Origin of the sequence: Clostridium psychrophilum (genome assembly GCF_018861705.1) — a bacterium.
Taxonomy (GTDB): domain Bacteria; phylum Bacillota; class Clostridia; order Clostridiales; family Clostridiaceae; genus Clostridium_AD; species Clostridium_AD psychrophilum.
Window position 1 is genome coordinate 1 of the sequence record NZ_JAHLEC010000047.1, and the last position, 26,424, is coordinate 26,424.

24 protein-coding genes are annotated in these 26,424 nt (G+C 31.1%); 17 read left to right on the forward strand and 7 right to left on the reverse strand.

Features of this window, described 5'->3' with window-relative positions; translation table 11 throughout:
* Nucleotides 1-171: 171 nt before the first annotated feature.
* Nucleotides 172-909 carry a cysteate racemase gene (cuyB, locus tag KPL38_RS11040; RefSeq protein ID WP_216289190.1) on the reverse strand — a complete coding sequence of 246 codons (738 nt, stop codon included), beginning with the start codon at nucleotides 907-909 and terminating at the stop codon, nucleotides 172-174.
* Between the two features lie 300 nt (nucleotides 910-1,209).
* Between cuyB and deoR the strand changes: the two genes are divergently transcribed.
* From deoR to cls, 8 genes are all read left to right on the forward strand, one after another.
* Nucleotides 1,210-2,145 (forward strand): DNA-binding transcriptional repressor DeoR, encoded by a 936-nt coding sequence (gene deoR / locus KPL38_RS11045; RefSeq protein WP_216289191.1) that lies wholly within the window; start codon nucleotides 1,210-1,212, stop codon nucleotides 2,143-2,145.
* A gap of 95 nt (nucleotides 2,146-2,240) precedes the next feature.
* Complete coding sequence (locus KPL38_RS11050; protein WP_216289192.1) at nucleotides 2,241-2,639, forward strand: cytidine deaminase; 399 nt, start codon at nucleotides 2,241-2,243, stop codon at nucleotides 2,637-2,639.
* 260 nt (nucleotides 2,640-2,899) lie between these two features.
* Entirely contained in the window at nucleotides 2,900-3,541 is a 642-nt protein-coding gene (deoC, locus tag KPL38_RS11055) for a deoxyribose-phosphate aldolase (protein WP_216289193.1), read from the forward strand.
* Between the two features lie 171 nt (nucleotides 3,542-3,712).
* Nucleotides 3,713-4,888, forward strand: coding sequence for a NupC/NupG family nucleoside CNT transporter (locus KPL38_RS11060; protein ID WP_216289194.1), 1,176 nt, complete (start codon nucleotides 3,713-3,715; stop codon nucleotides 4,886-4,888).
* 23 nt (nucleotides 4,889-4,911) lie between these two features.
* Nucleotides 4,912-6,093 (forward strand): phosphopentomutase, encoded by a 1,182-nt coding sequence (gene deoB, locus KPL38_RS11065; RefSeq protein ID WP_216289195.1) that lies wholly within the window; start codon nucleotides 4,912-4,914, stop codon nucleotides 6,091-6,093.
* Nucleotides 6,094-6,109: 16 nt separating this feature from the next.
* Nucleotides 6,110-7,411, forward strand: a complete 1,302-nt coding sequence (locus KPL38_RS11070; RefSeq protein WP_216289196.1) for a pyrimidine-nucleoside phosphorylase — start codon at nucleotides 6,110-6,112, stop codon at nucleotides 7,409-7,411.
* A 148-nt stretch (nucleotides 7,412-7,559) separates the two neighbouring features.
* A complete protein-coding gene (locus tag KPL38_RS11075) occupies nucleotides 7,560-8,063 on the forward strand; it encodes a DUF1097 domain-containing protein (RefSeq protein WP_312884193.1) in 504 nt (167 codons plus the stop codon).
* 549 nt (nucleotides 8,064-8,612) lie between these two features.
* Nucleotides 8,613-10,094, forward strand: coding sequence for a cardiolipin synthase (cls, locus tag KPL38_RS11080; RefSeq protein WP_216289197.1), 1,482 nt, complete (start codon nucleotides 8,613-8,615; stop codon nucleotides 10,092-10,094).
* 282 nt (nucleotides 10,095-10,376) lie between these two features.
* Here the strand turns inward: cls and KPL38_RS11085 are convergent, their stop codons facing one another.
* Together KPL38_RS11085 and KPL38_RS11090 are read right to left on the reverse strand one after the other, a co-directional pair.
* Entirely contained in the window at nucleotides 10,377-11,777 is a 1,401-nt protein-coding gene (locus KPL38_RS11085) for an MATE family efflux transporter (protein ID WP_216289198.1), read from the reverse strand.
* A gap of 63 nt (nucleotides 11,778-11,840) precedes the next feature.
* Nucleotides 11,841-12,269 carry a MarR family winged helix-turn-helix transcriptional regulator gene (locus tag KPL38_RS11090; RefSeq protein ID WP_216289199.1) on the reverse strand — a complete coding sequence of 143 codons (429 nt, stop codon included), beginning with the start codon at nucleotides 12,267-12,269 and terminating at the stop codon, nucleotides 11,841-11,843.
* Between the two features lie 574 nt (nucleotides 12,270-12,843).
* Between KPL38_RS11090 and KPL38_RS11095 the strand changes: the two genes are divergently transcribed.
* Nucleotides 12,844-13,323, forward strand: a complete 480-nt coding sequence (locus tag KPL38_RS11095; RefSeq protein WP_216289200.1) for a DUF1413 domain-containing protein — start codon at nucleotides 12,844-12,846, stop codon at nucleotides 13,321-13,323.
* A 53-nt stretch (nucleotides 13,324-13,376) separates the two neighbouring features.
* The gene (fliB, locus tag KPL38_RS11100; protein WP_216289201.1) at nucleotides 13,377-14,597 is read left to right on the forward strand and encodes a flagellin lysine-N-methylase; all 1,221 of its coding nucleotides are present in this window, start codon (nucleotides 13,377-13,379) and stop codon (nucleotides 14,595-14,597) included.
* A 112-nt stretch (nucleotides 14,598-14,709) separates the two neighbouring features.
* On the opposite strand, the gene KPL38_RS11105 is transcribed toward fliB, so the two are convergent.
* The gene (locus KPL38_RS11105; protein ID WP_216289202.1) at nucleotides 14,710-15,894 is read right to left on the reverse strand and encodes an ABC transporter permease; all 1,185 of its coding nucleotides are present in this window, start codon (nucleotides 15,892-15,894) and stop codon (nucleotides 14,710-14,712) included.
* Complete coding sequence (locus tag KPL38_RS11110) at nucleotides 15,887-16,615, reverse strand: ABC transporter ATP-binding protein (RefSeq protein ID WP_216289203.1); 729 nt, start codon at nucleotides 16,613-16,615, stop codon at nucleotides 15,887-15,889. The genes KPL38_RS11105 and KPL38_RS11110 overlap by 8 nt, the downstream gene beginning before the upstream one ends.
* A 426-nt stretch (nucleotides 16,616-17,041) precedes the next feature.
* Between KPL38_RS11110 and KPL38_RS11115 the strand changes: the two genes are divergently transcribed.
* On the forward strand, nucleotides 17,042-18,739 hold the full coding sequence (locus KPL38_RS11115; RefSeq protein WP_216289204.1) for an oleate hydratase: 1,698 nt from the start codon (nucleotides 17,042-17,044) through the stop codon (nucleotides 18,737-18,739).
* 106 nt (nucleotides 18,740-18,845) lie between these two features.
* Here the strand turns inward: KPL38_RS11115 and KPL38_RS11120 are convergent, their stop codons facing one another.
* Nucleotides 18,846-19,403 carry a TetR/AcrR family transcriptional regulator gene (locus tag KPL38_RS11120; RefSeq protein WP_216289205.1) on the reverse strand — a complete coding sequence of 186 codons (558 nt, stop codon included), beginning with the start codon at nucleotides 19,401-19,403 and terminating at the stop codon, nucleotides 18,846-18,848.
* Nucleotides 19,404-19,709: 306 nt separating this feature from the next.
* On the opposite strand from KPL38_RS11120, the gene KPL38_RS11125 reads away from it, so the two are divergent.
* The gene (locus KPL38_RS11125) at nucleotides 19,710-21,368 is read left to right on the forward strand and encodes an oleate hydratase (protein WP_216289206.1); all 1,659 of its coding nucleotides are present in this window, start codon (nucleotides 19,710-19,712) and stop codon (nucleotides 21,366-21,368) included.
* Between the two features lie 116 nt (nucleotides 21,369-21,484).
* Here the strand turns inward: KPL38_RS11125 and KPL38_RS11130 are convergent, their stop codons facing one another.
* Nucleotides 21,485-21,829 (reverse strand): cytochrome b5 domain-containing protein, encoded by a 345-nt coding sequence (locus KPL38_RS11130; RefSeq protein ID WP_246577924.1) that lies wholly within the window; start codon nucleotides 21,827-21,829, stop codon nucleotides 21,485-21,487.
* A gap of 207 nt (nucleotides 21,830-22,036) precedes the next feature.
* Between KPL38_RS11130 and hypA the strand changes: the two genes are divergently transcribed.
* The 5 genes from hypA (at nucleotide 22,037) to hypB (KPL38_RS11155) (ending at nucleotide 26,286) form a co-directional block, all read left to right on the forward strand.
* The gene (hypA, locus tag KPL38_RS11135) at nucleotides 22,037-22,378 is read left to right on the forward strand and encodes a hydrogenase maturation nickel metallochaperone HypA (protein ID WP_216289208.1); all 342 of its coding nucleotides are present in this window, start codon (nucleotides 22,037-22,039) and stop codon (nucleotides 22,376-22,378) included.
* Between the two features lie 3 nt (nucleotides 22,379-22,381).
* On the forward strand, nucleotides 22,382-23,050 hold the full coding sequence (hypB, locus tag KPL38_RS11140; RefSeq protein WP_216289209.1) for a hydrogenase nickel incorporation protein HypB: 669 nt from the start codon (nucleotides 22,382-22,384) through the stop codon (nucleotides 23,048-23,050).
* A 163-nt stretch (nucleotides 23,051-23,213) separates the two neighbouring features.
* Nucleotides 23,214-24,047 carry a hydrogenase small subunit gene (locus KPL38_RS11145; protein WP_216289210.1) on the forward strand — a complete coding sequence of 278 codons (834 nt, stop codon included), beginning with the start codon at nucleotides 23,214-23,216 and terminating at the stop codon, nucleotides 24,045-24,047.
* 69 nt (nucleotides 24,048-24,116) lie between these two features.
* Entirely contained in the window at nucleotides 24,117-25,517 is a 1,401-nt protein-coding gene (locus KPL38_RS11150; RefSeq protein ID WP_216289211.1) for a nickel-dependent hydrogenase large subunit, read from the forward strand.
* Nucleotides 25,518-25,617: 100 nt separating this feature from the next.
* Complete coding sequence (gene hypB, locus KPL38_RS11155; protein ID WP_216289212.1) at nucleotides 25,618-26,286, forward strand: hydrogenase nickel incorporation protein HypB; 669 nt, start codon at nucleotides 25,618-25,620, stop codon at nucleotides 26,284-26,286.
* Nucleotides 26,287-26,424 lie beyond the last annotated feature (138 nt).

Genomic DNA, 26,424 nt, shown 5'->3' on the forward strand with positions numbered 1-26,424 from the left:
AAATATATTTATTAAAACATTAATTTCTATTGAACCGCCGTGTACCGAACGGTACGCACGGTGGTGTGAGAGGTCGCTAAATAAACTAATTATTTAGCTCCTACTCGATTTTTGATTCAAGTTATTACTTACTAAAATTAAATAATACAATATGAAATAATCTTTATATATTTAGTAAATAACTTTTTTACCAACAAATTCAATTACACTCTGTGCTAATATTTTAGTAGGATCAATATAATTACCTTTTATATTTAATGTTTGAAATGCTACTGGTAATTCGGTACAACCTAAGATTACAGTATTAATATTTTGCACGCTAAAAAATGAAAGAACAGAGTTTATATCATCTAAGTTATATTCCTTATGCCCCTTTTTAATACTATATATCAAATCACTAATAATATTTTGATTAGTGTGGTTAGGCTTAATAACTTCAATATCGTATTTATTCAATACTTTATCATAAACTTCAGTAATGCATGTACCCTCAGTAGCTAATAATCCTACTTTCCTAATTTGAGGATTTATTTTTCTTATTTTCTTAGCAACTTCTTCAATCATATTAATAAAAGGCACATGAATATATTTTCCTATTTCATCATAAAAGTAATGTGCAGTATTGCAAGCCATAATTATAACATCAGCACCCATTACTTCAAGTTTTAGTGCAGACTCTATCAAATATTTTCTGGGATCTTCTCCATGCCCTAAAATATAACTTGTTCTATCAGGTATTGAAGCATAATTGTCTATTAGTATATGAATATGATCATTATCACTATTAGCGTCTGTCAACGTAACTATTTTATGCAATAAATCCACAGTAGCAAGAGAACCCATACCTCCTATTATTCCTATCGTTTTGCTATAATTATTCCAATCATTTTCAACATTTATGCCTTGCATTTTCTCTACCCCCGGTATTAGATTATTAGTGAAGAATATTATAAATGTATCTATTAATGTATTAACTACATTTAGTAACTATTTTTATGATGACAGAGAAAAAACCTAAAAGAATATTCAAGATGTTTAGACTAAATATATTACATGTAGTATATTTATACATTGTGATGTGATTAGAAAGAACAAATAAAATTAAGAAGTTCAATTTTGATTATAATATTTCGGGAAAAAATAGTAATTTTAATATTTTGCTTTGTTAATAGAAACAATATATAATTTATGAAAGAAGAGGTGAATCTTGTGGATAATGAGAAACAAAAATTAAGTGTTAAAGTAGCAAAACTTTATTATCAGTCAGATTATAGTCAACAGCAAGTAGCATCAGAACTTGGGATATCGAGACCAACTATATCAAGACTTCTCCAATATGCTAAAGAGAAGGGTTATGTTAAAATTAACATTAATGATCCATTTTCAGATTTAGATAAGCTTTCATGTAAGTTGAAAGAAAAATATGGATTAAATGATATTCGTGTTGTCTTCTCGCCACGGGATGATTATGTGTCTAGTCTCGAATACATTAGTAAAGAAGCAGCAGAATACTTACATGAAACCATAAAAAATGGAGATGTTATTGGTGTAAGTTGGGGAACAACAATGTATGAAGTTGCCAAAAAACTTACTCCGCAAAATACTAAAGGTGTAGAAGTAGTTCAGCTAAAAGGTGGAATTAGTCATTCAGAAGTAAACACATATGCATCTGAAACAATTAGTCTTTTTGCTGGGGCATTTCAGACATTGCCGAGGTATTTCCCATTACCAGTGATTTTTGATAGTTGCATGATAAGAGAAATGGTAGAGAAAGATAGTAATATTAGAAATATTATAGAAATGGGTATTAAAGCTAATGTAGCGATTTTTACTGTTGGTACTGTTCGAGATGAAGCTTTACTTTTTAGATTAGGTTATTTAAATGATACAGAAAAACAGAGTTTAAAACAAAAAAGCGTAGGTGATATTTGCTCGCGTTTTTTCGATAAAAATGGTGAGATTTGCAATGACGAAATTAATAATCGCACTATGGGAATATCTATTGATGCGCTTAAGAAAAAAGAAAAATCTATTCTAGTTGCATGTGGTAAATTAAAATTAAATGCAATCAGAGCAGCATTAAAAGCTAAAATTGCAAATATTTTGATTACAGATCAATATAGTGCAAAAGAGCTTCTAAAATAATTGATAAACATAATTCCATGTATAGCTTTACAAACGTTCAAAAAAGCCTTATTATAAAATTATATTAAGGATTTAAAAGGAGGGTTATAATTAATATGGAATATGAAAAATTAGTTTCACATGCTTTAGAGGCAAGAAAAAACGCATATGCTCCTTATTCTAATTTTAAAGTTGGGGCAGCTGTACTAACAGATGATGGAAAGATATTTACAGGGTGTAATATTGAAAATGCATCATATGGTGCTACTAATTGTGCAGAAAGAACGGCAATATTTAAGGCAGTTTCTGAAGGATACAAAACTATTAAAGCAATTGCTATTGTAGGAGTACAAAATGACTATACTTATCCTTGTGGCATTTGTAGACAGGTAATAGCAGAATTTGCGACAGCCGATACTAAAATAATTTTAGGTAAAAATGATACTGAATTTTTAGTTAAAACATTAGATGAAATCTTACCAGGAGCTTTTACTAAAAAAGATTTAGGAAAGTAAAAAAATAATAAAGCTCAAACAAAAGTATATTTCTATAATTGTTTAAAGCAAAACAATTATAAGAAATATACTTTTGTTTGAAAAATTTACTTGCACGAGTTTACAAATATTTTTTTGTAAAACAAGTAATTAAAACACTTACAACATAATTATAAAATGTCTTTAATTGAAAACGTTGAACAAAATTTCAAATTACACTTTACAAATGTTCAAATAAGCTTTATTATAAAAGTATGATAAAGATAAAAAGGAGATATACAATGAATATTGCTACAATTATTGATCACACTGAACTTAAACCAGATGCAACAAAAGGACAAATTTTACAATTAATAAAAGAGGCAAAAACAAACAAATTTGCGTCTGTTTGTGTAAATCCAAGATGGGCTAAACTAGCAAGTCAGGGACTAAAAGAAAGTGGAGTTACTGTATGCGTTGTTATAGGATTTCCACTTGGTGCAAATACAACTGAAACAAAAGCATTTGAAGCAAGCGATGCTATTAAAAATGGAGCAACAGAAGTTGATATGGTTATTAGCATTGGTGAACTAAAGGATAAAAACTATACATATGTTGAGCAAGATATTAAGGCTGTTGTAGAAGCTGCAAAAGGTAAAGCACTTGTAAAAGTTATTATTGAAACCTGCCTTTTAACAAAAGATGAAAAAGTAAGAGCTTGTGAAATCGCTAAAAAAGCAGGTGCAGATTTTGTAAAGACATCAACAGGATTTTCAAAAGGTGGAGCTACTGTTGAAGATGTTAAACTTATGAGAGATACAGTAGGCACAGAAATGGGTGTTAAAGCTTCTGGTGGTATTCATACTAAAGAGGAAGCTACAAAAATGATTGAAGCTGGTGCAACTCGAATAGGTACAAGCTCTGGTATTGCTATCATTTCTTAAGTGTAAAAACACATGCAGTTTTGTATTTATAGTTCAATAGATTACGGATATAAAATCGCATGTGCAATTTAATTTTAAAATAGACAAGAATAATATTCGATTTAATTGTTGCTAATGTAATCGTTATATAACAAAAGACTAAACTAATACTATTTACGAAGGAGCATCAGAATGAAATATATTATTGGAATTATCGGCCTAATTGTTGTCTTGGGGCTTGCATGGATTAACAGTACTGATAAAAAAAAGGTGAAATACCGACCTATCGTTGTTATGGTTATTTTACAATTCATACTCGGATTTATCTTGCTAAATACTGGTGTTGGTAATTTTTTAGTAGGTGGAATAGCAAATGGGTTTGAGTTATTGCTTAAATGTGCTGGCGAAGGTGTAAACTTTGTATTCGGTGGAATGGTTAATGCTAATCAGTTTACATTTTTTATAGGTGTTCTTTTGCCAATTGTATTTATTTCTGCATTAATTGGAATTTTGCAATATTGGAAGATACTACCGTTTATAATAAAGTATATCGGATTAGGATTAAGTAAAATTAATGGTATGGGTAAACTAGAATCTTATAATGGAGTAGCAGCCGCTATTCTTGGTCAATCAGAAGTATTTATTTCAGTAAAAAAGGAACTTGGACTATTACCAGAACATCGTCTTTATACCCTTTGTGCATCTGCAATGTCTACGGTATCTATGTCAATAGTTGGTTCCTATATGGTTCTTTTAAAACCTAGATATGTTGTAACAGCACTTATTTTAAATTTATTTGGTGGGTTTATTATATCTTCAATTATAAATCCATATACAGTAACTGCAGAAGAAGATATTTTAGAAATTAAAGAAGATAAAAAGCAATCGTTCTTTGAGATGCTTGGTGAATATATTATGGATGGATTCAAAGTAGCTGTTATAGTTGGAGCAATGCTTATTGGATTTGTAGCCATAATTGCTATGATTAATATGGCCTTCAAAGGTATTTTTGGAATTTCTTTTCAAAATATGCTTGGATATATATTTTCACCATTCGCTGTTTTAATGGGTGTACCTTTCAAAGAGGCAATACCAGCTGCAAGTATAATGGCAACAAAATTGGTATCAAATGAATTTGTTGCAATGACTAGTTTAGTAACTGTACATTTAACTGCAAGAACAACGGCTATTGTTTCTGTATTTTTAGTTTCATTTGCTAATTTTTCATCTATTGGAATTATTGCAGGGGCAGTAAAAGGACTTAATGAAAAACAAGGAAATGTCGTTGCCAGATTTGGTCTAAAACTACTATTTGGTGCAACTTTAGTAAGTATATTAACAGCAACTGTTGTTGGTTTAATTGTATAAGATAAATGAAAGAAGGAAGTAAAATGGAGAAATTTAAAAGAATACATATTATAGTTATGGATTCGGTGGGTATTGGTGAATCACCAGATTCAAAGGACTTTGACGATTTTAATGTTAATACATTAGCTCACATTGCACAAAAGAAAAATGGTTTGAATATGCCTAATATGTCATCACTTGGATTATCAAACATTTATGAAATAAAAGGCGTAGAAAAATCTATTCATCCAAAAGCTTATTATGCAAAAATGCAAGAAGCCTCTTGTGGTAAAGATACAATGACAGGTCATTGGGAGATGATGGGATTATATATTGATAAGCCATTTCGTGTTTTCTTAGATGGTTTTCCAAAGGAACTAATTGAAAAAATTGAAACTTTCTCTGGTAGAAAAATTATAGGAAATAGACCTGCTAGTGGAACAGAAATAATAAAAGAACTGGGTGAAAGACAGCTTAAAACTGGAGAGTTAATAGTATATACATCGGGAGATTCAGTGCTTCAAATTGCGGCAAATGAAGAAATTATACCCTTGGATGAATTATATAAAATTTGTGAGTATTGTCGCAAGATAACACTAGATGAACCATATAAGTTAGGTAGAATTATTGCTAGGCCATTTGTAGGAAAAACTGCAGGCGCATTTAAGAGAACTTCTAATCGTCATGATTATGCGTTAAAACCTTTTGGAAAAACAGTAATGAATTATTTGAAAGATGCTAATCTAGACTCTATTGCAATCGGAAAAATTTCAGATATATTTCTTGGAGAGGGTGTGACAAAAACAATTAGAACTACATCTAACAAGGATGGTATGGATAAATTAATCGCAGTGTTAGATAAAGATTTTCATGGCATTAGTTTTCTTAATCTAGTGGATTTTGATGCAGTCTATGGACATCGTCGTGATCCAATTGGTTATGGTGATGCATTAGAAACATTTGATAAAAGATTACAGGAAGTCTTTGAAAAATTACAAGAGGATGACTTATTATTAATTACAGCAGATCATGGAAATGATCCAACTTATCGAGGAACAGATCATACACGAGAATTTGTCCCATTACTCGCTTATTCAAAACGATTTAAGGAAGGAAAAGATCTAGGAATACGTAAAACATTTGCTGATATAGGGGCAACTGTTGCTTGTAACTTTAATGTACAAATTCCGAAATATGGAGAAAGTTTTTTACAAAAATTAAAATAAAAGGATGGTAATAAAAATGAGAATGGTAGATGTTATTTCAAAAAAACGTGATGGAAAAGTATTAACAACGCAGGAAATTAACTTTTTTATAGAAGGTTATACTAATGGAAGCATCCCTGATTACCAAGCAAGTTCGTTTGCAATGGCTATTTATTTTCAGGACATGAATGACCGTGAGAGAGCAGATTTGACAATGGCTATGGTTAACTCTGGTGAAACTATTGATTTATCAGGAATTAAAGGTATAAAAGTAGATAAACACTCAACGGGTGGTGTAGGGGATACAACAACATTAGTACTCGCACCTCTAGTTGCGGCTTTAGATATACCTGTTGCTAAAATGTCTGGACGAGGACTTGGACATACTGGTGGAACAATTGATAAATTAGAATCTATTAGTGGATTCCATGTAGAGATTACAAATGATCAATTTATTGATTTAGTTAACCGTGACAAAGTTGCTGTTATTGGTCAAACAGGAAACTTAACTCCTGCAGATAAGAAATTATATGCACTTCGTGATGTAACTGGGACTGTTAACTCAATTCCACTTATTGCTAGTTCTATTATGAGCAAAAAAATAGCATCAGGTGCTAATGCAATTGTTCTAGATGTTAAAACAGGTGCAGGAGCTTTCATGAAAACGGATAAAGATGCAGAGAATTTAGCTCATGCAATGGTCCAGATTGGTAATAATGTAGGAAGGAACACTATGGCAATAATTTCTGATATGTCACAACCTTTAGGTTTTGCAATTGGTAATGCTCTTGAGGTAAAAGAAGCCATTGATACATTAAAAGGAGAAGGCCCTGAAGATCTTACAGAACTTGTCTTAACTCTTGGAAGTCAAATGGTAGTGCTTGCTAAAAAAGCAAAAACATTAGAAGAAGCAAGAAAAATGCTTGTTGAAGTAATAAAAAATGGTAAGGCTTTAGAAAAATTTAAAGTATTCATTAAAAATCAAGGTGGAGATGCATCGATTGTGGAAAATCCTAAAAAATTACCACAAGCAAAATATAAAATTGACGTACCCGCACTTACTAGTGGCTTTTTATCTAATATGGTAGCTGATCAGATTGGTATTGCAGCAATGTTACTCGGTGCAGGAAGAGCAACAAAAGCAGATAAAATTGATTTAGCAGTAGGACTTATGTTACGTAAAAAAGTTGGCGACAAGGTAGAAAAAGGTGAAACTCTTATAACTATCTATTCAAACCGTGAAAATGTAGAAGATGTAAAAACAAAAATATATGAAAATATAACTATTAGTGATCATGCAACCAAACCAACGCTAATTCATGAAGTAATTACAGAATAAATGTTAACTCATAAATGTAATAAAAAAATTCATAATTAGTAGGTAAATAATATGCTTCAGATGAAATTAGATTTCATCTGAAGCATATAAATTATTAAGAAAGAAAGAAGGTGAGATTATAGATGCTTTAAATTGTAGCGCTGTAAGCATTGGGTTACTATCAGGGCTTTGGATTATACTAAGTACTAAGATTGGAGTTATGGCATGGGTTGGTTTTATGGGATGCACAAGTTACTATGCTACTGGCGATCATTTTGTAAAAGGATGGAAAAAATCTGTGATATGTAATATATCCGGAATTTTCTGGGCTATGTTGGCCATAGAGGTTTCAAAAATTATTCCTATCCATGAATCAGTAGCTGTTATGACTGCAATAATCTCATTTTTTATAATTGCACAAGCGAAAATTCCGTTTTTAGCATTTATTCCTGGAACTTTTGTAGGTTGTGCTTCTACTTTTGGAATGAACGGAGAGTGGAAAGCTACAATAATAGCTTTATTAATGGGATCAGTCTTAGGAATAACATCGGATGTTGCTGGAATTTTAATTAAAAAACTAACTGAAAGAATTGGTGAAAGACAATATCAAAAGTTTTATAAAAAATTTAAAGCTACAAAGTTAATATCAGTCATTTCCTATTTTAAAATGTGAATATTTGGTCCTTAATGAACATAGAAAAAACACTTGTATATCTGCAGCAATAATTTATTATCTTATTTTTTTTATGATTCCATTATACATAAATTTAATGAAAGGCTATTACTTTATACTATAAAGCAATAGCTTTTGGTCGTAGTATATATATTATATCAATAGCCTATTTCTGGGAGCCAGTTTTTAAATGCAAAGGTAATATGGATTCCATACCCTAATCTACATATGGACAAATTATGGTGCATTTGGCAACACAAACCCTCAGACAATATTTTATATTCTATTTTATCAAGGTAAGTGTTTGTTTTTTTTGTTTCAGACATAAACCGTTTAAATAAATCAGTTAGTAAAACTTTTATGACTATATGATATAATATACGTTATAAACATTATAAACGTTATAAATGTATATTGTGTAATATGCGCAATATAGAGCATGATAGGAGATAATGTAATAAAGTTAAGATAGTGGCTAAAGCATAATGGTATTTAAAGATGCTTTGGGAAATTGACTAAAATAAGTAGTACTGATGGGTGGGGGGCAACATGAAATTAGCAAATATTTTTCTAATACTTATTTATGTGTACAATATTGTTTCTGTTTTAATATTAATTTTTGTAAAACGAAGTGATACGAGAGTTATATTTGCTTGGTTGATAGTATTTCTTTTTTTACCTTACATTGGTTTTATATTTTATTTCCTTATTGGTAGTAAATATAAAATGCGCGTTATGTCAAAAAAATATGGTATGAGTGAAATTGAGGAAAAGCATAATAAAGCCCTTGATAAACAAATTTATGATATTTCAGCAGACAAAATAAAATTTAAAGAAATAGAAACTGAAAAGTTCAGAGATTTGATAATTTTGAACTCGAAAAATGCAATGAGTTATTTCACTCAAAATAATAATGTAGAGCTTTTAATAAGTGCTCAGGAAAATTTTTCTCATATTTTTGAAGATATTAAAAATGCTACAAAAAGTGTTGAAGTATTGTACTATATTTTTAGAGCAAAAGATAATGTTGGTAAAGAATTTATTTCTCTACTAATAGACAAAGCAAATCAGGGAGTAAAAGTAACATTAATATATGATGGTATTGGATCTTTACATACTCATATGCGTGATTTTAAGGGACTGAAAAAAGCTGGTGGACATGTGTACAGGTTTTTGCCATCGATAGTAAGAAGCGTTTTGCTTGTCAATTATAGATTGCATAGGAAATTAGTGATTGTTGATGGAAAAATTGCATATACTGGTGGAATTAATGTTGGTGATGAATATTTTGGCTTAAAAAAGATAAATAAACCGTGGAGGGATACAACAATACGGTTGACTGGTGACAGTGTACTTTCACTTCAAACAAGATTTTGGACTGATTTGGTTTTCTTGCAAAATCAAAACTTTAGAAAAAAGAAAAAAGCTAAATTTATGGTTGATGAAAAGGTATTAAATAGTTTTTATAGTCCAATCGAAGAAGGAAACCTAGGAGTACAAATACTTTCAAGTGGACCTAGTAGTAGAAATGACACTATAAAGGATGCCTATGTTAAAATGATTACATCGGCAAAAAAATATTTATATATTCAAACACCATATTTTGTCCCAGATAAAACTATATTAGAATCCCTAAGGCTTGCTGCAGCGTGTGGCGTTGATGTTAGAATCATGCTTCCGGGTATACCTGATAAAAAACCTATTTATGCTATTACTTTATTAAATGTAGCAAAACTCTTAAATGATGGTGTAAAGGTATATTTGCATTCAGGTTTTCTTCATGCCAAAACTATTGTTATAGATGATCAGGTTTCAACGGTAGGAACTGCCAATATTGATATTAGAAGTTTTAGTCTTAATTATGAAACCAATGCATTTATTTATAATAATGAGTTCGCAATTAAATGTCGTGATATATTTTTAGATGATATCAAAGACTGCACAATATTCAATGCTGAAATTTATTCTAAACGCGGTTTGTGGAAAAAAGTTTATGAATCCATTTGGCGTTTTATAGCTCCTATTGCTTAAATCATCTCCTGCGGAGCTGTAGTATAACGACTTCAGAAGGAGATTTAAACTTCCACTGAAGTTTTATTTTGCTAGGGTAGTTATCCTCTGGGTAGGTCTCTGGTGGTAGATAACAATTCTTAATTGTTATCCTCCCACTTATAGAAGTGGGAGATTTTCCTTCTGAAATGTCGTTAAAAGTAAGAGAAAAAATATTTTAGACCCTATATACCAAACATATTAAAAATGTTTAGTTTATAGGGCCTATCACATAATTAAACTTTTTTAGTATACAGGTAAAAATTAAATGCTAGTGGCTACCTCTGTAGACTCATTTTCTTTGATCCGTTCTAAACTTTTCTCATGCTTATTCATCCTTTTTATTTCCAATGTTATCATTAGGGTTGTTATTATAAATGAGATAAAGTCAGCCGTTGGGCCAGCCATCCAGACACCGTCTAATTTAAATAAATGTGGCATCAAAAGTATTAAAGGTAAAAGTACTATAATTTGTCTTAATAAACTTAAGAAAATAGAAATTTTAGCCTTGCCTACGGCCTGGAAGTAATTTGTAAATACAACCTGTGAACCTATTAAAGGAAGCATTACAAGAAAGATTCTTATTCCTCTAGAACCAAGGCTTATAAGTTCTTTGTCGCTGTTGTTAAAAATACTTATGATTTGAACCGAGAAAAGTTGAACAATTATAAATCCAACAGTAGTCATAAGGGTAGCTACAATAGCTGCATATTTTAAGGCCAGTTTCACCCTCTTGTAACTTCTAGCACCATAGTTATAACCTATAATTGGTTGTGCTCCTTGATTTAGACCAAAAACAGGCATCATGATTAACATGTTTATACTATTTATTAATGAAAAGGCACCTATCGCTAAATCTCCACCATATTTGGCTAAGCTTTTATTGAAGGTTACAGTAATAAGACCAGCTGCCATTTGCATTGCAAAGGGAGACATTCCTATTTCTAATATTTCTTTGACAATTTTTTTATGAAGTATTAAATTCTTCTTTTTTAATTTTAAAATGCTTTTTCCTCTTAAAAAATAAGAAAGAACCCAAATAGAACATACAGCTTGTGAAATTACAGTAGCTAGAGCTGAACCAACTACTCCCATATGAAGACCAAAAATAAAAATAGGATTTAATATAAAATTAAGTATAGCCCCGATAAGCATTGTAATCATCGCCATAAGCGCATTACCTTCTGAACGTATAAATGGATTCATACCAAAACCTGCATTTTGAAGTAGTACTCCCAGTAATATTATAAATCCGAATTGTTTAGCATAAGGCATTGTTGCTGGGCTAGCACCAAGAAGTACAAGGATTGGTTCAAGAAATATAAGACCTATAACACTTACAACTATAGATAATATAACTACTAGTATAAATGCATTCCCTAGGATCTTCTCTGCATCTTCTTTTTTATGTTGTCCTAATTTAATTGATACTACTGCAGCTCCACCTATTCCAACAAGCATTCCAAAGGCCATTATAACATTTGTAATTGGAAAGGTAACAGCTACTCCAGAGAGAGCAAGTGGGTCTGGTACACCCCTACCAATAAATATTCTATCTACTACACTGTACAAAGCATTTACAAGCATCCCTATTATTGCAGGAATAGAAAATTTCCAAAGAAGGGAGCCTACCTTCTCAGTTGCTAATTCATTTGAGTTATCCATATAAAATACCACCTTTTGTTTCCTAATATATTTAGCTTGCTAACTATTAAATAATCTTTTATCTCATTTTCTACAAATATTTTTATGTATTCTTTTTGTCCAAGATATATAGATTTTTATCTCATCTTGTGTCAAGCCTTCAGATATCTGTTCTTCTATTTCATCAATAATTCTATAACATAGTTTTTCTAGTTTAACACCTTCATCAGTTAAGTAAATTCTATTAATTCTGCAGTCTATTTTATCATGCTTTCTAATGATAAACCCTTTGTTTGCAATGGTATCCAAAATACCGGAGACTGATGCTGGTGTTAATTCTAAATTTTCTTGAAGTTGTTTCTGAGTCTTGCCATCCTCTCCCCACAGTTTTTGAAGTACTGCCACTTGTGAAGATGTAAGATCGTATTTTTGTAATTTATTATCATGCAATTTATTTAAAAGTCGTACTGATTTTTTTAACCAATAGCCAATCCACATTTCTTCAATGCCCATAATTATGTTTAGCCTCCTAAATGTTTCTCGTAATATACTATCATAGGATTTAATATAAATCAACTTATGTTAACGACATTTCAGAAGGAAAGTCTCCCACATCTATAAGTGGGAGTTACTTACCCTAGCCAAAATAAAACTTTAATGGGAGTTAAATCTCCTTCTGAAGTCGTTAATACTACAGCTACGCAAGAGATGATTTAATGATGCTACCAAGGAGCTGACCACTTAGAGATTATGTTTGTGGATAATACAAATTGGATGGTTATTATTCCTAATAACGTTTTAAATATGTGTCTTTTGAGTAAAAGATATATTAGTATATAGGTATACCTCAAAGAACTGTTTTTGAGGTATAATAGATTAATAAAATAATAAACTATACATTGAAAACATTCATTGTTAATATTAAATTAGAAGGTATCAGTTTATGTGGTAAAGAATATAGATATAGAATGAAAATTAACCATAAATTTATTTTAAACAAGTAAACTTTTATGGCAATTAAACTAGTAGAGTTTCTAAGCAGAAATTTGAAGAAAAAACTTTGTAAATAATAACAGGAGGTTTGAATATGAAAATCAATTGTAATACATCTCTTAATGAATTATTTAAAAATGCGAAAGAAACTTTAGATCAAATAGAAGAGGATGAAGAGTTTATTGTAAAAGATCTTTTTACAGGTTTTGAGTGGAACCGAATAGATATAGGTAATAGATCTAAATTAGGAGCCATGTTTTTTAACTTTTCAAAACATGATGATAAATTAATTATTGTAGGAATAGGAAAAACAATTCAGAATCAGCAAAAGTATAGGAAATTACATGATGATGTTGAAATTGAAGTTGATAACGGTGAATTAAAAGAAATGAAATTGCAATATAAGTCATTGGTGTATAACTCAAATGAAAAGCTGAAAAACTTAGAAGATATAAATAAAGACTTAATTTCAAAGCTTTTATCGAAAGACAAAAAAACTTTGATTGAAGAAGCTGATAAGGATACAAATGAATTGTATATTCAATATTTAGAGAGTATAAGTAAGATTGAGTAAAATAAGTATGCAGTGAAAAATTTGAAGTAATATATAAGAAAAGGAAGTAAATAATGGAAAATAAAATAAGAATGAGATATCCAAGATATCTTAAAGAATTTAAATGCATCGGTGGAAAATGCACAGATAGTTGTTGTATTGGATGGGATATAGATATTGATAAGGTCACTTTTAGGCAGTATTATAAAGTTCAGGACAAAGAAATGAAGCGTATGTTTCAGAAAAATGTACATAATAATGATTATTACCTAAGCCCTGATGTAGATTATGGAAAAGTAAAATTAAAAAGTGGGAAAAGGTGTGCCTTTTTAGATGAAGAAAATTATTGTATAATATATTCTAAAATTGGAGAGAAATATCTTTCAAATGTTTGCACATCTTTTCCTAGAATAACAAATAAGGTAGATAAGTATTATGAGATGTCTCTTGATGTAGCCTGTCCTGAAGCGGCAAGAATTCTTTTATTAAAAGAAGAAGGAATTGAATTTAATGAAAGTTACGAGACTTTAGGAAAACATATATTATCAAGTGAGATTGAAACTACATCTACAGAATATAATAACTCACCTATTAAATATTTTAAAGAAATTAGAGATTTAAGTATTAAAATAATACAAAACAGAAAATTCAATTTAAGTAAAAGACTGTACATATTAGGTGATTTTATAAATAAATTACAAAAAGAACTTAAACATAAGTATAATAATGTACCTACATTTATTAAACAATATAATATGAATTCAGTTGATGATTCTTATGAAAAAAATCAATCAAGATATATTATGCAGATGGATTTTTTCAGAAAGATGATGGGTTTCTTAAATGTATCTAAAGAAGTGGACAGTCTTTCTTTCAAGGAATATACTAAGCAAATTATAATTGGATTCAAGTTTGATAAGGGAGAAGACATTAGTAAATATTCAGAAGTGTACATAAAAGCATTTGAAGATTATACTGAAAATTTTATAAATAATAATAGTTATATTTTCGAAAATTATTTAGTGAATTTTATGTATAACTACATCTTTCCATTCACTGAATCGGAATCAGCATTTGATGGATATATTTTGATCTTAGTAAGATATTCATTTATTAGATTTTATTTAGTCGGGAAATATCTATGTAATAATGGAGATAACAAAAAAGATATAGTTGAATTTATACAATCTTTTTCAAAGACCATAGAGCATCATAGAACATATTTAGTTGACTCACTAAAGTATATAAAAGAAAATAAATTGGACAATATGGAATTTGCTAAAAAACTTCTATAAAAAACAATTGAAAAGCAGATAATTTAAAAGTAGCAGAACATTTCATTATATGACATGTTCTGCTACTTTTAAATTGATTTCACTATTTAACAGACAATTGATAGATGAAAAATTAAGACCTAAATATTACGCTTTCCTTATTAAACATATGTTTTGCTAGAATAATAGCTGCTATCGTATAAATTATAGACCATCCTATGGTTATTCCTATATGACCATAATTGTAAATTCCACTTGTAAGTTCCTTAACAACTGAGCTTACACTAAGTAGAGGTATGTTGAAATAAATAAAAGGTATGTTTTTTGCATCCATATACATAGTCCCATAAGCAGCAAATATAGGAATAATTGAAAATGGTGTCAAGTAAGTTTGAGCTTCTTTGAAAGAACGAGCATATATACTTACAGCTAGTTCAAGTGCACCAAAAAACATTGTTGTTATTATTGTTATTATTCCAATAAAGGCAATTGCTTTGTACCCTAGGCCAATTGATGAACTTCCATTACCGAACATTCCACCAGGAATTTTCATTGAAACTATAAGACCAATCATAGAACATACCGATATTATAAAACCCATTATTGTTATTGCATAGAGTTTCCCTGTTAATATATGATGTCTTCCAGCTTTTGTAGTTAAAAGTGGTTCAAGTGTTCCACGTTCTTTCTCACCAGCCCCTAGGTCTGTGGCTGCTGCAATAGTTCCTGTTGCACTATAAAGAAGCACGAATATAGGAACAAGCATTCCTAATATTATTAGGCCTTCTGCATTTTCTTCCTTTTGAAAACTTGTTTTAGCAACTGTTATCGGTGTCAATATCTTTATATCAATATTCTGTTTTGTTAATCTACTACCTACTATTTCTTTACTTAATGCATCTATTATATTAGTTACCTTGCTTAGCGCAATCGATGATTTTTGACTTGTATTATCGTAAAAAATCTTTATACCAGAATTATTACCATTTGAAATAAATGTGTCAAAATCCTTTGGTATTTCGACAAACAGTAGTGCCTTTCCATTTTTTACTGCGCCTTGTCCATCAGCGTTATTTATAAATTTTATAGACTTATCTTTTCTTAATATTTTGCCAAGGCTACTACTTCCTTTATCCAACATTACAATTTTCGTATTTTGATTAACATCATCCTGGGCACTATTCATAGTTTTCCCCATAATAAAGCTAAGTACTGGCATTAACAAAAGAGGAATAAGCAAACTTACTATTATTGTCTTTTTGTCTCTAAGCATGTCCTTAAGTTCTTTTAGTAATATTACACTAACCAATTTATTCATGGCTACCCCCTATAAGTTTTACAAAAATATCTTCCATGTCTTCATTATTATATTTAGCCTTAAGCGCACTTATTGTGCCATATTCCACAACTTTACCCTTATGAATTATTACAACTCTATCACAAAGGTTTTCAACCTCTACCATACTATGACTTGAGAAAACTATAGCCTTACCTTCTGACTTACACTTAAATATAAAATCTTGGATAAGTCTTGTGGCAGAAACATCAAGTCCAGTGCTTGGCTCATCAAATAACATAACTGAAGGCTTGTGTACAATACTTCTTGCAATTGCTACCTTTTGTTTCATACCTCTTGAAAATTTCCCTACCCTTTTATCTATGAATTCACTCATTTCAAGTTCTCGCGTAAGTTCTTCTATGCTATTTTTTGCATCATAAACACTCATTCCATTCAACTGGGCAAAATACATTATATTTTCTCTTGCTGTAAGCCTGTCATATAGACCAACCTCTCCACCAAATAAAATACCAATTTCTCCTCTAATACAATCAGGTTCTTTTACTAAATCATAACCTGCAATTTTCCCTTCTCCGTCGGTTACCTTAAGCATAGTTGCAAGCATTCTCATTATAGTTGTTTTCCCAGCTCCATTTTCTCCGATGAGACCTAATATTTCTCCCTTATTAACTTTAAAAGAAACTCTATCCACCGCTATAAAATCTTTAAATTTTTTAGTAAGGTTATTTACCTCTAACAATTTAATTCCCCCTTGCGTAAAATATTATTAATATATCTTAAATAGTATTTGTATATGATATTACTATTTTATATTTCTAATCAGATTTATTTCGGATATGCGAGGTGGGTTAAAACACTACTAACTAGTGCTTTTTTACGATTAAGGACAATACTTGTTTCTGGATTGTTTAGCAACTAAAGCAATAATTAAATTATATCATTATATATAATATATTTCTATTCTTTAAAATTATTAGATCATATATATATTTACTCATTGAATAAAAAACAAGAAAATATTTTTTAGTAATGTAAATATCATTGGTGAATAATATATGAATTTACTGAAAGGTTGCACATTTGATGAAGATTGATGATTTCTTTTTTTCTTTAATTATATTACTATGAAGTAAATAATAATTAACATTTAGGAGGGTGAATATCTATGGGAAATTTTCAAAACATTAATACTTTAAAACCTGAAGGTATCGATAATAAAAGAGCGTATTTGGTTGGAGGGGGTATAGCCTCTCTTGCAGCTGCGGCATACTTAATTAGCGATGGTCATATGGATGGTAAAAACATTACCATTTTAGAACAATCACCGATTATCGGTGGTTGTATGGATGGATCTGGAAATGCAAAGGATGGTTACGTTGTTCGTGGTGGTCGCGAGATGGAGGAACATTATGAGTGTTGTTGGAATTTATTTAGCATGATTCCTTCTCTAAGTGATCCTAACAGAACAGTTTTGGATGAATTTAGGGAGCTAAATATGGGAGACCCTAATGAATCAACTTGCCGATTGCTTCATAATTGTGGTCAAAAGGCTGATTTCTCTTCTCTTGGATTAAATGATCTTCATATTAAACAACTTACTATGCTTTTTCTTGCAACCGAAGAAGATTTAGGAGCTACAACTGTTGAACAGTATTTTGACCCATCTTTTTTAGATACTAATATGTGGTGTTTCTGGCGTTCTATGTTTGCATTTGAAAATTGGCACAGCGTTGTGGAAATGAAACGCTATATGCAACGTTTTATGCACTTGCTTCCTGGTATGAGCCATATGAAAAACATTATGTTCCCAAAGTACAACCAGTATGAGTCTATGATTCTTCCTCTAGAAAAATGGTTGCTATCTAAAAATGTAGTCATTGATTTAAACTCGCAGGTTACAGATTTAGATATTGATATAGAGGCAGACAAGAAAACTGTTACTGCCATTCGCTTGTTGCATAATGGTAAGGAGGAGATAATTCATACAACCAAGAATGATTTGGTATTTGTTACTAATGGATCTATGGTAGAAAATTCTACTATTGGAAGTATGCACAAACCTGCAGTAACAAACCGTGGTTTAGGAGGATGCTGGAACCTGTGGAAAAATATTGCAAAAAAAGATAATTCCTTTGGAAAACCAGAAGTCTTCTGTAGTGACATCGACAAAAGTAAGTGGGAATCTTTCACTATAACTAGTACAAGTCCTAAAATGGCTGATCTACTTAAGGAACTTACTGGAAGAGATCCATACTCTGGTAAAACTGTTACAGGTGGTATTATAACTATAAAGGATTCAAGCTGGCTTTTAAGCGTAACTTGTAATAGACAACCTCATTTTAGTGAACAACCTAAGAATGTTTTAGTAGTATGGGCTTATGGTCTTTTCGCTGACAACATTGGTGATTTTGTTAAAAAAAGAATGAGTGATTGCACTGGTGAAGAAATGATGACTGAACTTTTATATCACTTAGGCATTAAAGATGAGATACCGGAAATCCTTAAAAACGTTAATGTTATCCCTTGCATGATGCCTTATACTACTAGCCATTTTATGCCACGTGTTAAGGGTGATCGTCCTGATGTTATTCCGAAAGGCAGTACCAATCTTGCATTTTTAGGACAATTTGCAGAAGTTAAAGATGATTGCGTATTCACAGTTGAATATTCCATTCGTTCAGCTATGATGGCAGTTTATACATTACTTAATCTTGATAAAAAAGTGCCAGAAGTATATCCTACTAAATATGATATACGTGTGATTGCAGCGGCAGCAAAGGCATTATATAGTGGACGACCTCTTCCTGCTGAAATGATTGTGAAGAAATTATTGAAAAATACAACTCTTGAAGGCCTAATTTAAATATATAACAAAAGGAACAAGAAAGAATAATTCTTTGTTGTTCCTTTTGTTATATATATTTCTAAACTAACATCAATGATAATAGTATTGGTGTTAGTAATTAATTTTAGTGTATTTCACACTTTAATAATGCTCTATGGATATCTCCACTTATTAGTTTATCTAGATTATCAATAATTTGCTCAGAATTTTTAATCATGTTGGTTCTTATCCATTCAAGCAATAATCCTACAAAAGCAAATTTATAAAAATTAACTACAAATTCTTTATTTTCCTTCGAAACGTTCATGTCAACTGCGATTTCATCTACAACATTAACAACAAGGGTATAAACTGCACTGTACAAATGGGTTTCTAAATGTTCACGCCCAATAGAATTATAGGTATTTAACACCATTTTACGATTTTGATCCAAATAAATCAATATCTTCAAAAATCCCTGTTGCCATGTTTGATAGGTTGTATTTTTTTCCATGGCACTAGCAACTTCAGTTCTGAAAATCCATTCTAAAAGTGCATAGATATCTTGAAAGTGATAGTAAAATGTACGGCGGTTAACCCCACAGTCTCTAACAATATCATTAATTGTAATTTTTGCTAAGGGTGTGGTATTCATTATCCTTTTTAATGATTCTGCCAAAGCTTCTTTTGTAGTTTGCGACATACATCATATCTCCTTTCACTTGTATTACATACATTATATTTAAAATTCAACTTTTAGTCAACGTGACGAAAGTAAAAATTAATTTTACATTAAATCATTTCCTTTTGAAATGTCGTTAAACTAATTAGAGAACATTGTTACTAATAACGACATGTGTATGGTTTTAAGACAGTTATGCAAGTATGATTGTAGACAACCCTTCTGCTTGGATTTATATTGTAACTATAGGAAGTACCTAACTTGGTAAATGCAAAATTGACCAAGGAATATAGTTTAAAAATAATCTTTTAAATGGAGGGTGTTAAAATGAGATTTAATTTTGATCAAACTATCGATGTAGAAAAAACAAATGCTTACATGGTTGGTGCTGGACTTGCATCGCTGGCTGCTGCAGTATTTCTAATTAGAGATGGGCATGTTCCAGGAAAAAATATTCATATATATGAGGAACTAGGGGTTACAGGTGGAAGCATGGATGGAAGTGGCGATGCTAAGAATGGTTATGTAATCCGTGGTGGAAGAATGTTTGATAGGGAAGCTTATGCTTGTACTTTTGGAATAATGGAAAGTATTCCGTCATTGACTGATCCTAAAGTTTCAATACTTGATGAGTTTAATGCTTTTAATAAAAAAATTCATACTCATGCAAAAGCTCGATTAATAGATAATGATGCTAAAATAACTGACGTCTCATGTTTGGGACTTAATCGCGCTGATAGAATGGCATTAATGGATATAATGATTTGTAATGAAGATTCTTTAGGCACAAAAACTATTAGTGAATGTTTTCCAGAACCATTTTTTAAAACAAATTTTTGGCTTCAGTGGACTACACTTTTTGCATTTGAAACATGGCACAGTGCTGTAGAACTTAAGAGATATCTTCATAGGTTTATTCAAGAGTTACCACGTTTAAATGATTTATCGGGAATACGTCGAACACCATATAATCAATATGATTCAATGTTATTACCGATGACCAAATGGTTGGAGGCGCAAGGTGTTAATTTTGAATTAGGTTGCAGGGTAACTGATTTAGAATTTAAACCATCAAAAACCGAAACTACAGTTACGGCATTCAAATGCGAAAAAAACGGAAAAGAAACTAGAATAGAAGTTGGCGACGGAGACTTAGCATTTGCAACAATTGGTTCGTTAACAGCTGGTACTAGCCTTGGATCAATGACATCGCCCGCAAAAATTAATGACAAACATGTAGGTGGAGATTGGGATCTTTGGGAGAAAATCGCAAAGGGACGTCCTGAGTTTGGTAATCCAAAGGTTTTTGATGAACGTGTTGAAGAATCAATGTGGCAGTCTTTCACAGTTACACTTAAAGATCCAACAATGTATAAGAGAATAATAGAATATTCAGGAAATAAGCCTGGTACTGGTGCTCATATGACATTTAGGGATTCTGCATGGCTCATGACAATAGTTGTACACAATCAACCACATTTTATTAATCAACCTGATAATATACAAACTTTCTGGGGTTATAGTTTGTTTCCATATGCAAAAGGTGATTTCATAAAGAAGAGAATGGTGGATTGTACCGGTGAGGAAATATTAACCGAAGTATTATATCATTTAAATTTCGTCGATGATATGAAAAAAATTATTGAAACATCTATTTGTATACCATGCATATTACCTTTTACAACGGCACAATTTTTAACAAGAGCTAAGGGTGATAGACCACAAACTATACCAGAAGGTTCAACTAATTTGGCATTACTTGGACAATTCTGTGAAATAAAAGATGATGTAGTATTTACAATGGATTATTCAGTAAGAGGTGCACAAATTGCTGTTTATAAATTCCTAAATCTTGATAAAAGACTAACACCTATTTACAAAGGACAATATGATATCAGAGTAATGCTTAACGCAGCAAAAGTATTTATGAAGGATGATAATTTAAGTAAAGAGGTAGGTGGAATAATGTCAATGTTAATGAAATAATTTTAAAATATAAAATACGAGGGAGGTACTAATAAGGGGAGTTCACTTTGTGAACTTCCCTTATTGTATATACAAATAGTTAATTTTTAACTAAGTAGAATGATACTAATTACACATTAACCTGTTATTACCCCTACTTTAGGTAATTTATCTAGTATTTTTGAAGCCGCATGGCAGGTACTAAAAATTTTTGTTGCATCGATTCCGGCAGATACACCAAAATGAGCGCCACCAGCCCAAGATTGAATTGAACTTACGTCGTAAACTACTCCGTTTACGGACACATAGGCAGGATTACCACCAATGCCATTATATTTTGATAATTCCTCCAACGTAAAATTTCGTTGTCTTTTTAAATTTTTTTTAAAAGTATATCTTGTGTTGTCTATATATTCATCCTCATATAAAAATGTTACTGGAGTTACTGGTACTAAATAATAGTTTGGATAAAAAATTAGCATATTGATCCTCCTATATAATTGCATTTCTATTTCACAACTAAGTAATTATTTTATTAATTATTTTATTCATTATGGTTTTAAATGTTACTTAAAAAAGTGGTGTCTACTAATAAGAAGTTAACAAAAATTCTAATATGAAACATTTTAATGAAACATTTCACATATATACTAATTAAGAAAGAATTACAAACTAATTAGGAGATAAATATGCATGAAGTTTCGATAATTGAAAATGTTATTAAAATAGTAACAGATAAAGCAATTGAAAATAAATTAACTAAAGTTACCAAGGTATCACTAAAAATAGGCGAGTTATCTGGTGTCATGTCAGAATGCTTAAACTTTGCATTTGAAATTTGCATTATCGATACACTACTTGAAGGGTCAACTTTAGAAATAGAAAAAGTAAGTGCTGTAGCTGAATGTAAGGACTGTAAAAAAAAATTTGCAATCAATCATTTTAATAAACTTTGTCCATGCTGTAATAAATTTTGTTCAAGTATTATTAGTGGATATGAGCTTTATGTAAATACCATAGAAGGAGATTAAAATATGAGTGTAATAAAGGTAGTAAGGAACATTCTTCAGAAAAACGATGAGATAACTTCAAAAAATAAAGAATTGTTAGATGAAAAAGGTATCTATGTAATAAACCTTATGAGTTCACCTGGTTCAGGTAAGACTTCGCTACTTGAAAGGATAATTGCAAAGCTTAAAAATGATATAGATATTGCTGTAATTGAAGGAGATATTTATACAACTAAAGATGCACAGAGAATAGAAGCACAGGGAGTTCCAGTGGTTCAAATTAACACTGGGGGTGCTTGTCATCTTGATGGGTCAATGATAAAAAATGCATTAAATGAATTAACCCTTGATAAAGTTGATTTGCTTGTAATAGAAAACGTAGGTAATCTAGTTTGTCCTGCGGAATTTGAAATTGGTGAAGATATAAAAATTTGTGTATTGAGCACTACAGAAGGAAATGATAAACCACTTAAATATCCACTAATGTTCGAAAAAAGTGGTGCCATTATTTTAAATAAATTGGATTTAATAGAATTTACTGATTTTAACAAACAAGAATTTTATAAGGATATAAAATCTTTAAATGCTAATGTGGAAACATTTGAAATATCCTGTGTTAAAAATCAGGGTATAGATGAAATATGTTCATGGTTAACGCGGAAAATTGAAAATAAAAAATTAGAGGCTAAATAATATTTCACCATAGTAGATGTTAATATATTTTGAATAAGATAGGCTAGAGATTATGTATCTCTAGCTTTATTTATTTTAAGTACCACTTATTAAGTGGTAAATACTGCATAATTAAATGATTTTTTAAATATATATTAAGAACGGATAAATAGGAGGGAGTATTTTGCATGAAAGAAGACTTATAAAGAGAGCAATAGATGAAATCCATAATGGTGAGGCTAAAAAGATTAATTTTGTATGGATGGAGGCTAACGGTTGTATGGGAAATATAATTTCTTTTCTCAATGCAGATCAACCGGATGTTATTTATTTCCTAAAGGAAATGGTTAATTTGAAATTTAGTCCTAGTCTTATGCAAGCTGAAGGTGAGGTTGCATATGAAGAATTTTTAGCAGTTTTAAATACCAATTTTATATTAGGAGTAGAGGGCGCCCTAACTAATATGGAGGAGGGTTTTTATAATATATTCGCAACATATAAAGGGGTACGGGTGCCTACAGCAGAAGCTATTAAATTAGCAGCGCAAAAGGCAAAAGCAATAATAGCTATTGGAACTTGTGCTTCATTTGGAGGTATATCTGCTGCTAGTCCCAATCCAACAGAATGCAAAAGTTTAGGAGGGTTCCTGGGGAAAGAAGTAATAAATATTCCAGGTTGTCCTTCGAATCCTTTGTGGGTTATGGGAACTATAGCTAGTATTATTCTTAATAAAAAGGTTGAAATAGATGAAAAAGGGCGTCCAATAATGTTTTTTAAAGAAAGCAATCATACTAACTGCCCAAGACGCTCATATTTTGATAATAAAGTATTTGCAGAGAAGTTAGGAGAAAAAGAGTGCATGATAAAGGTTGGATGTAAAGGCCCTATTACAAAAGCTTATTGTCCACTTGGATTATGGAATTCAAGAATCAATTGGCCAGTAGAGGCTAACTCGCCTTGCATAGGCTGTGCTAGCGAATTTTTCCCGGATGGTACAGAGCCATTTGTTAAGTACTGATAGATGATTAAAACAATTAGGTAGATAATAAGTGATAGTTCAAATATATTTTGGAGTGAGGTGATTGCGATGACTACTAAAATAACAATAGATCCTATAACTAGGATTATGGGTCCTTTAAGCATAGAAGTAGAAATTAAGAAAAATAAAATAGTAGAAGCTAAAAGTGCTGGAATCCAGTTTAGGGGCTTTGAAAAGATGCTAATAGGACGTCCTCCTTTAGATGCAGTATACTTTACTGAAAGAATATGTGGTATATGTTCTACGTCACATGGACTCGTAGCAAGTCTTGCACTAGAAGATGCACTAAAGGTAAAGCCAAATGAGAATGGAGTAAGAATTAGAAATTTTTCACATGGAGCTGAGTTTCTCCAAAATATTATGAGACAAATTTGCATTTTTGCATTTCCTGATTATGTAGATATAACACTTACTCCAGGAAATTCGGGTTATGATTTTAGACTTCCCAAGAATTACACAGAAAAAATAAATAAAGATTATATGAAGGCGTTAGAATGTAGCCGGTTGGCCCATGAAATTGTAGCTCTTATTGGGGGGAAAGCACCACATAATCACGGCGTATTTGTGGGAGGCACCACTGCAAACATGGATGCCTCTAAAATTATTAGACTGAAATCAATACTACATTCTATAAGTGAATTTATGTGCAAAAATATGGTTGACGATATAAATATTATAGCTCATTATTACCCGGAGTATTTTAAAATCGGTGGTGGGACAAGAAATCTGCTAACCTATGGACTATTTCATGATTTGCATAATAAAGAAATGCAGTATGTTCAGCCTTCAAGTTACATTGACGATGAGGTAGCTATTTTAGACCCAAAAGCAATAACAGAGAGTTCAGCATTTGCCTGGTATAAAGAATCTAAAACTAGTGAAGTGCCATCAAATTATCCATCTGAAACAGATATTAAAAAGCCAGGAGCTTATACATTTATTAAAGCACCTAGGTATAAAGGTAAAGTTGTACAGGTTGGACCACTTGCCCGTATGATTTTATCAGGTTCCTATAGAAATAGTATATCCACCATGGATAGGCTTATGGCTCGGGTACTTGAGGGAAAGAAGATTTGTGAAAAAATGCTTATAATAATTGATTCAATAGAGCCTATACCAGCAGTACAGGAAAAATATATTATTCCAGAAAGTGCACAAGGGGTAGGACTCTGTGATGCTGTTAGGGGGGCTCTTGGACACTTTCTTACCATAGAAAAAGGAGTTATAAAAAATTGTGATATAGTTACACCTACTGCTTGGAATCTATCACCAATAGATGAGCTGGGTCAGCATGGAGCCTTGGAAAGTGCTCTTATTGGAACTGAAATTCAAAACCTTAAGAATCCGGTGGAAATAGGCCGTATAGTGCGCTCGTTTGATCCTTGTATATCTTGTGCTACACACGTAAACACAGAATATGGTGAGTCTTATAATATAAATATTGTTTGATACATTTTAAGTCAACTAATCATAATGCTAATCAGTTTGGTTTAAAATCACCTAAGAATATATGAGTTATATTTGTATACAATATAAGGGGAGTGATTAGATGAGTGAAATAAAGATTAGCATTAATATGCTAAATACCAATGAAGAAATTCATGCGGAAAATAAAAATCTTTTTGATGAAGAGGGTATATTTGTTATAAATCTAATGAGTGCTCCGGGGTCTGGAAAAACCACTATACTTGAGAAATTAATTCCAAGGCTTAGACAAAACTTGAATATGGCGGTAATTGAAGGAGATTTATATACGACTAAAGATGCACAGAGAATTGAATCTAAGGGTGTTCCAGTAGTACAAATTAATACTGCAGGACCTTGTTATTTAGATGGATCTAAGGTAAGAGAAGCATCATTAAACTTTGATTTAAGAGAGATAGATCTTATTATTATAGAAAATGTAGGGAGCATAGCATCACCAGCTGAGTTTGATATTGGTGAGGATATAAAGCTTTGCGTTCTTAGTGTTACAGAAGGCAATGATAAGCCTTTGAAATATCCATTGATGTTTGAAAAAAGCACAGCAGTAATTTTAAATAAAATTGATTTAATTAAATTTACGAATTTTAAAAAAGACGAGTTTTATGAAGATATCAAATTGATAAATAATAAGGCGAAGATTTTTCAAACTTCTTGCACTAAAAATGAGGGAATAGATCAACTAAGCGAATGGATTTTGCAACAAGTAAAGAAAAAAACAAGTATCTACAAATAAAATTTTAAGTCCTGTTTATAACAGGACTTTTTTAGTGTGCCTGGCATGGGCGTTTACTCGTCGGTGAAAGTCCGATACGGGGGCTGATAGTGCCATCCGTTAGCTTAAGACAAGGGTGTCCACCGTGAGGCGGAATCT

Excerpts from the sequence above, each read along its gene's own strand:
- KPL38_RS11060 (WP_216289194.1), top strand. The coding sequence starts at position 3,713 with ATGAAATATATTATTGGAATTATCGGCCTAATTGTTGTCTTGGGGCTT.
- KPL38_RS11150 (WP_216289211.1), top strand. The coding sequence starts at position 24,117 with ATGACTACTAAAATAACAATAGATCCTATAACTAGGATTATGGGTCCT.
- hypB (WP_216289212.1), top strand. The coding sequence starts at position 25,618 with ATGAGTGAAATAAAGATTAGCATTAATATGCTAAATACCAATGAAGAA.
- KPL38_RS11085 (WP_216289198.1), bottom strand. The coding sequence starts at position 11,777 with ATGGATAACTCAAATGAATTAGCAACTGAGAAGGTAGGCTCCCTTCTT.
- KPL38_RS11115 (WP_216289204.1), top strand. The coding sequence starts at position 17,042 with ATGGGAAATTTTCAAAACATTAATACTTTAAAACCTGAAGGTATCGAT.
- deoB (WP_216289195.1), top strand. The coding sequence starts at position 4,912 with ATGGAGAAATTTAAAAGAATACATATTATAGTTATGGATTCGGTGGGT.
- KPL38_RS11050 (WP_216289192.1), top strand. The coding sequence starts at position 2,241 with ATGGAATATGAAAAATTAGTTTCACATGCTTTAGAGGCAAGAAAAAAC.
- fliB (WP_216289201.1), top strand. The coding sequence starts at position 13,377 with ATGGAAAATAAAATAAGAATGAGATATCCAAGATATCTTAAAGAATTT.
- cls (WP_216289197.1), top strand. The coding sequence starts at position 8,613 with ATGAAATTAGCAAATATTTTTCTAATACTTATTTATGTGTACAATATT.
- KPL38_RS11130 (WP_246577924.1), bottom strand. The coding sequence starts at position 21,829 with ATGCTAATTTTTTATCCAAACTATTATTTAGTACCAGTAACTCCAGTA.
- KPL38_RS11105 (WP_216289202.1), bottom strand. The coding sequence starts at position 15,894 with ATGAATAAATTGGTTAGTGTAATATTACTAAAAGAACTTAAGGACATG.
- hypA (WP_216289208.1), top strand. The coding sequence starts at position 22,037 with ATGCATGAAGTTTCGATAATTGAAAATGTTATTAAAATAGTAACAGAT.
- KPL38_RS11095 (WP_216289200.1), top strand. The coding sequence starts at position 12,844 with ATGAAAATCAATTGTAATACATCTCTTAATGAATTATTTAAAAATGCG.
- KPL38_RS11120 (WP_216289205.1), bottom strand. The coding sequence starts at position 19,403 with ATGTCGCAAACTACAAAAGAAGCTTTGGCAGAATCATTAAAAAGGATA.
- deoC (WP_216289193.1), top strand. The coding sequence starts at position 2,900 with ATGAATATTGCTACAATTATTGATCACACTGAACTTAAACCAGATGCA.
- KPL38_RS11090 (WP_216289199.1), bottom strand. The coding sequence starts at position 12,269 with ATGGGCATTGAAGAAATGTGGATTGGCTATTGGTTAAAAAAATCAGTA.
- KPL38_RS11070 (WP_216289196.1), top strand. The coding sequence starts at position 6,110 with ATGAGAATGGTAGATGTTATTTCAAAAAAACGTGATGGAAAAGTATTA.
- hypB (WP_216289209.1), top strand. The coding sequence starts at position 22,382 with ATGAGTGTAATAAAGGTAGTAAGGAACATTCTTCAGAAAAACGATGAG.
- KPL38_RS11125 (WP_216289206.1), top strand. The coding sequence starts at position 19,710 with ATGAGATTTAATTTTGATCAAACTATCGATGTAGAAAAAACAAATGCT.
- cuyB (WP_216289190.1), bottom strand. The coding sequence starts at position 909 with ATGCAAGGCATAAATGTTGAAAATGATTGGAATAATTATAGCAAAACG.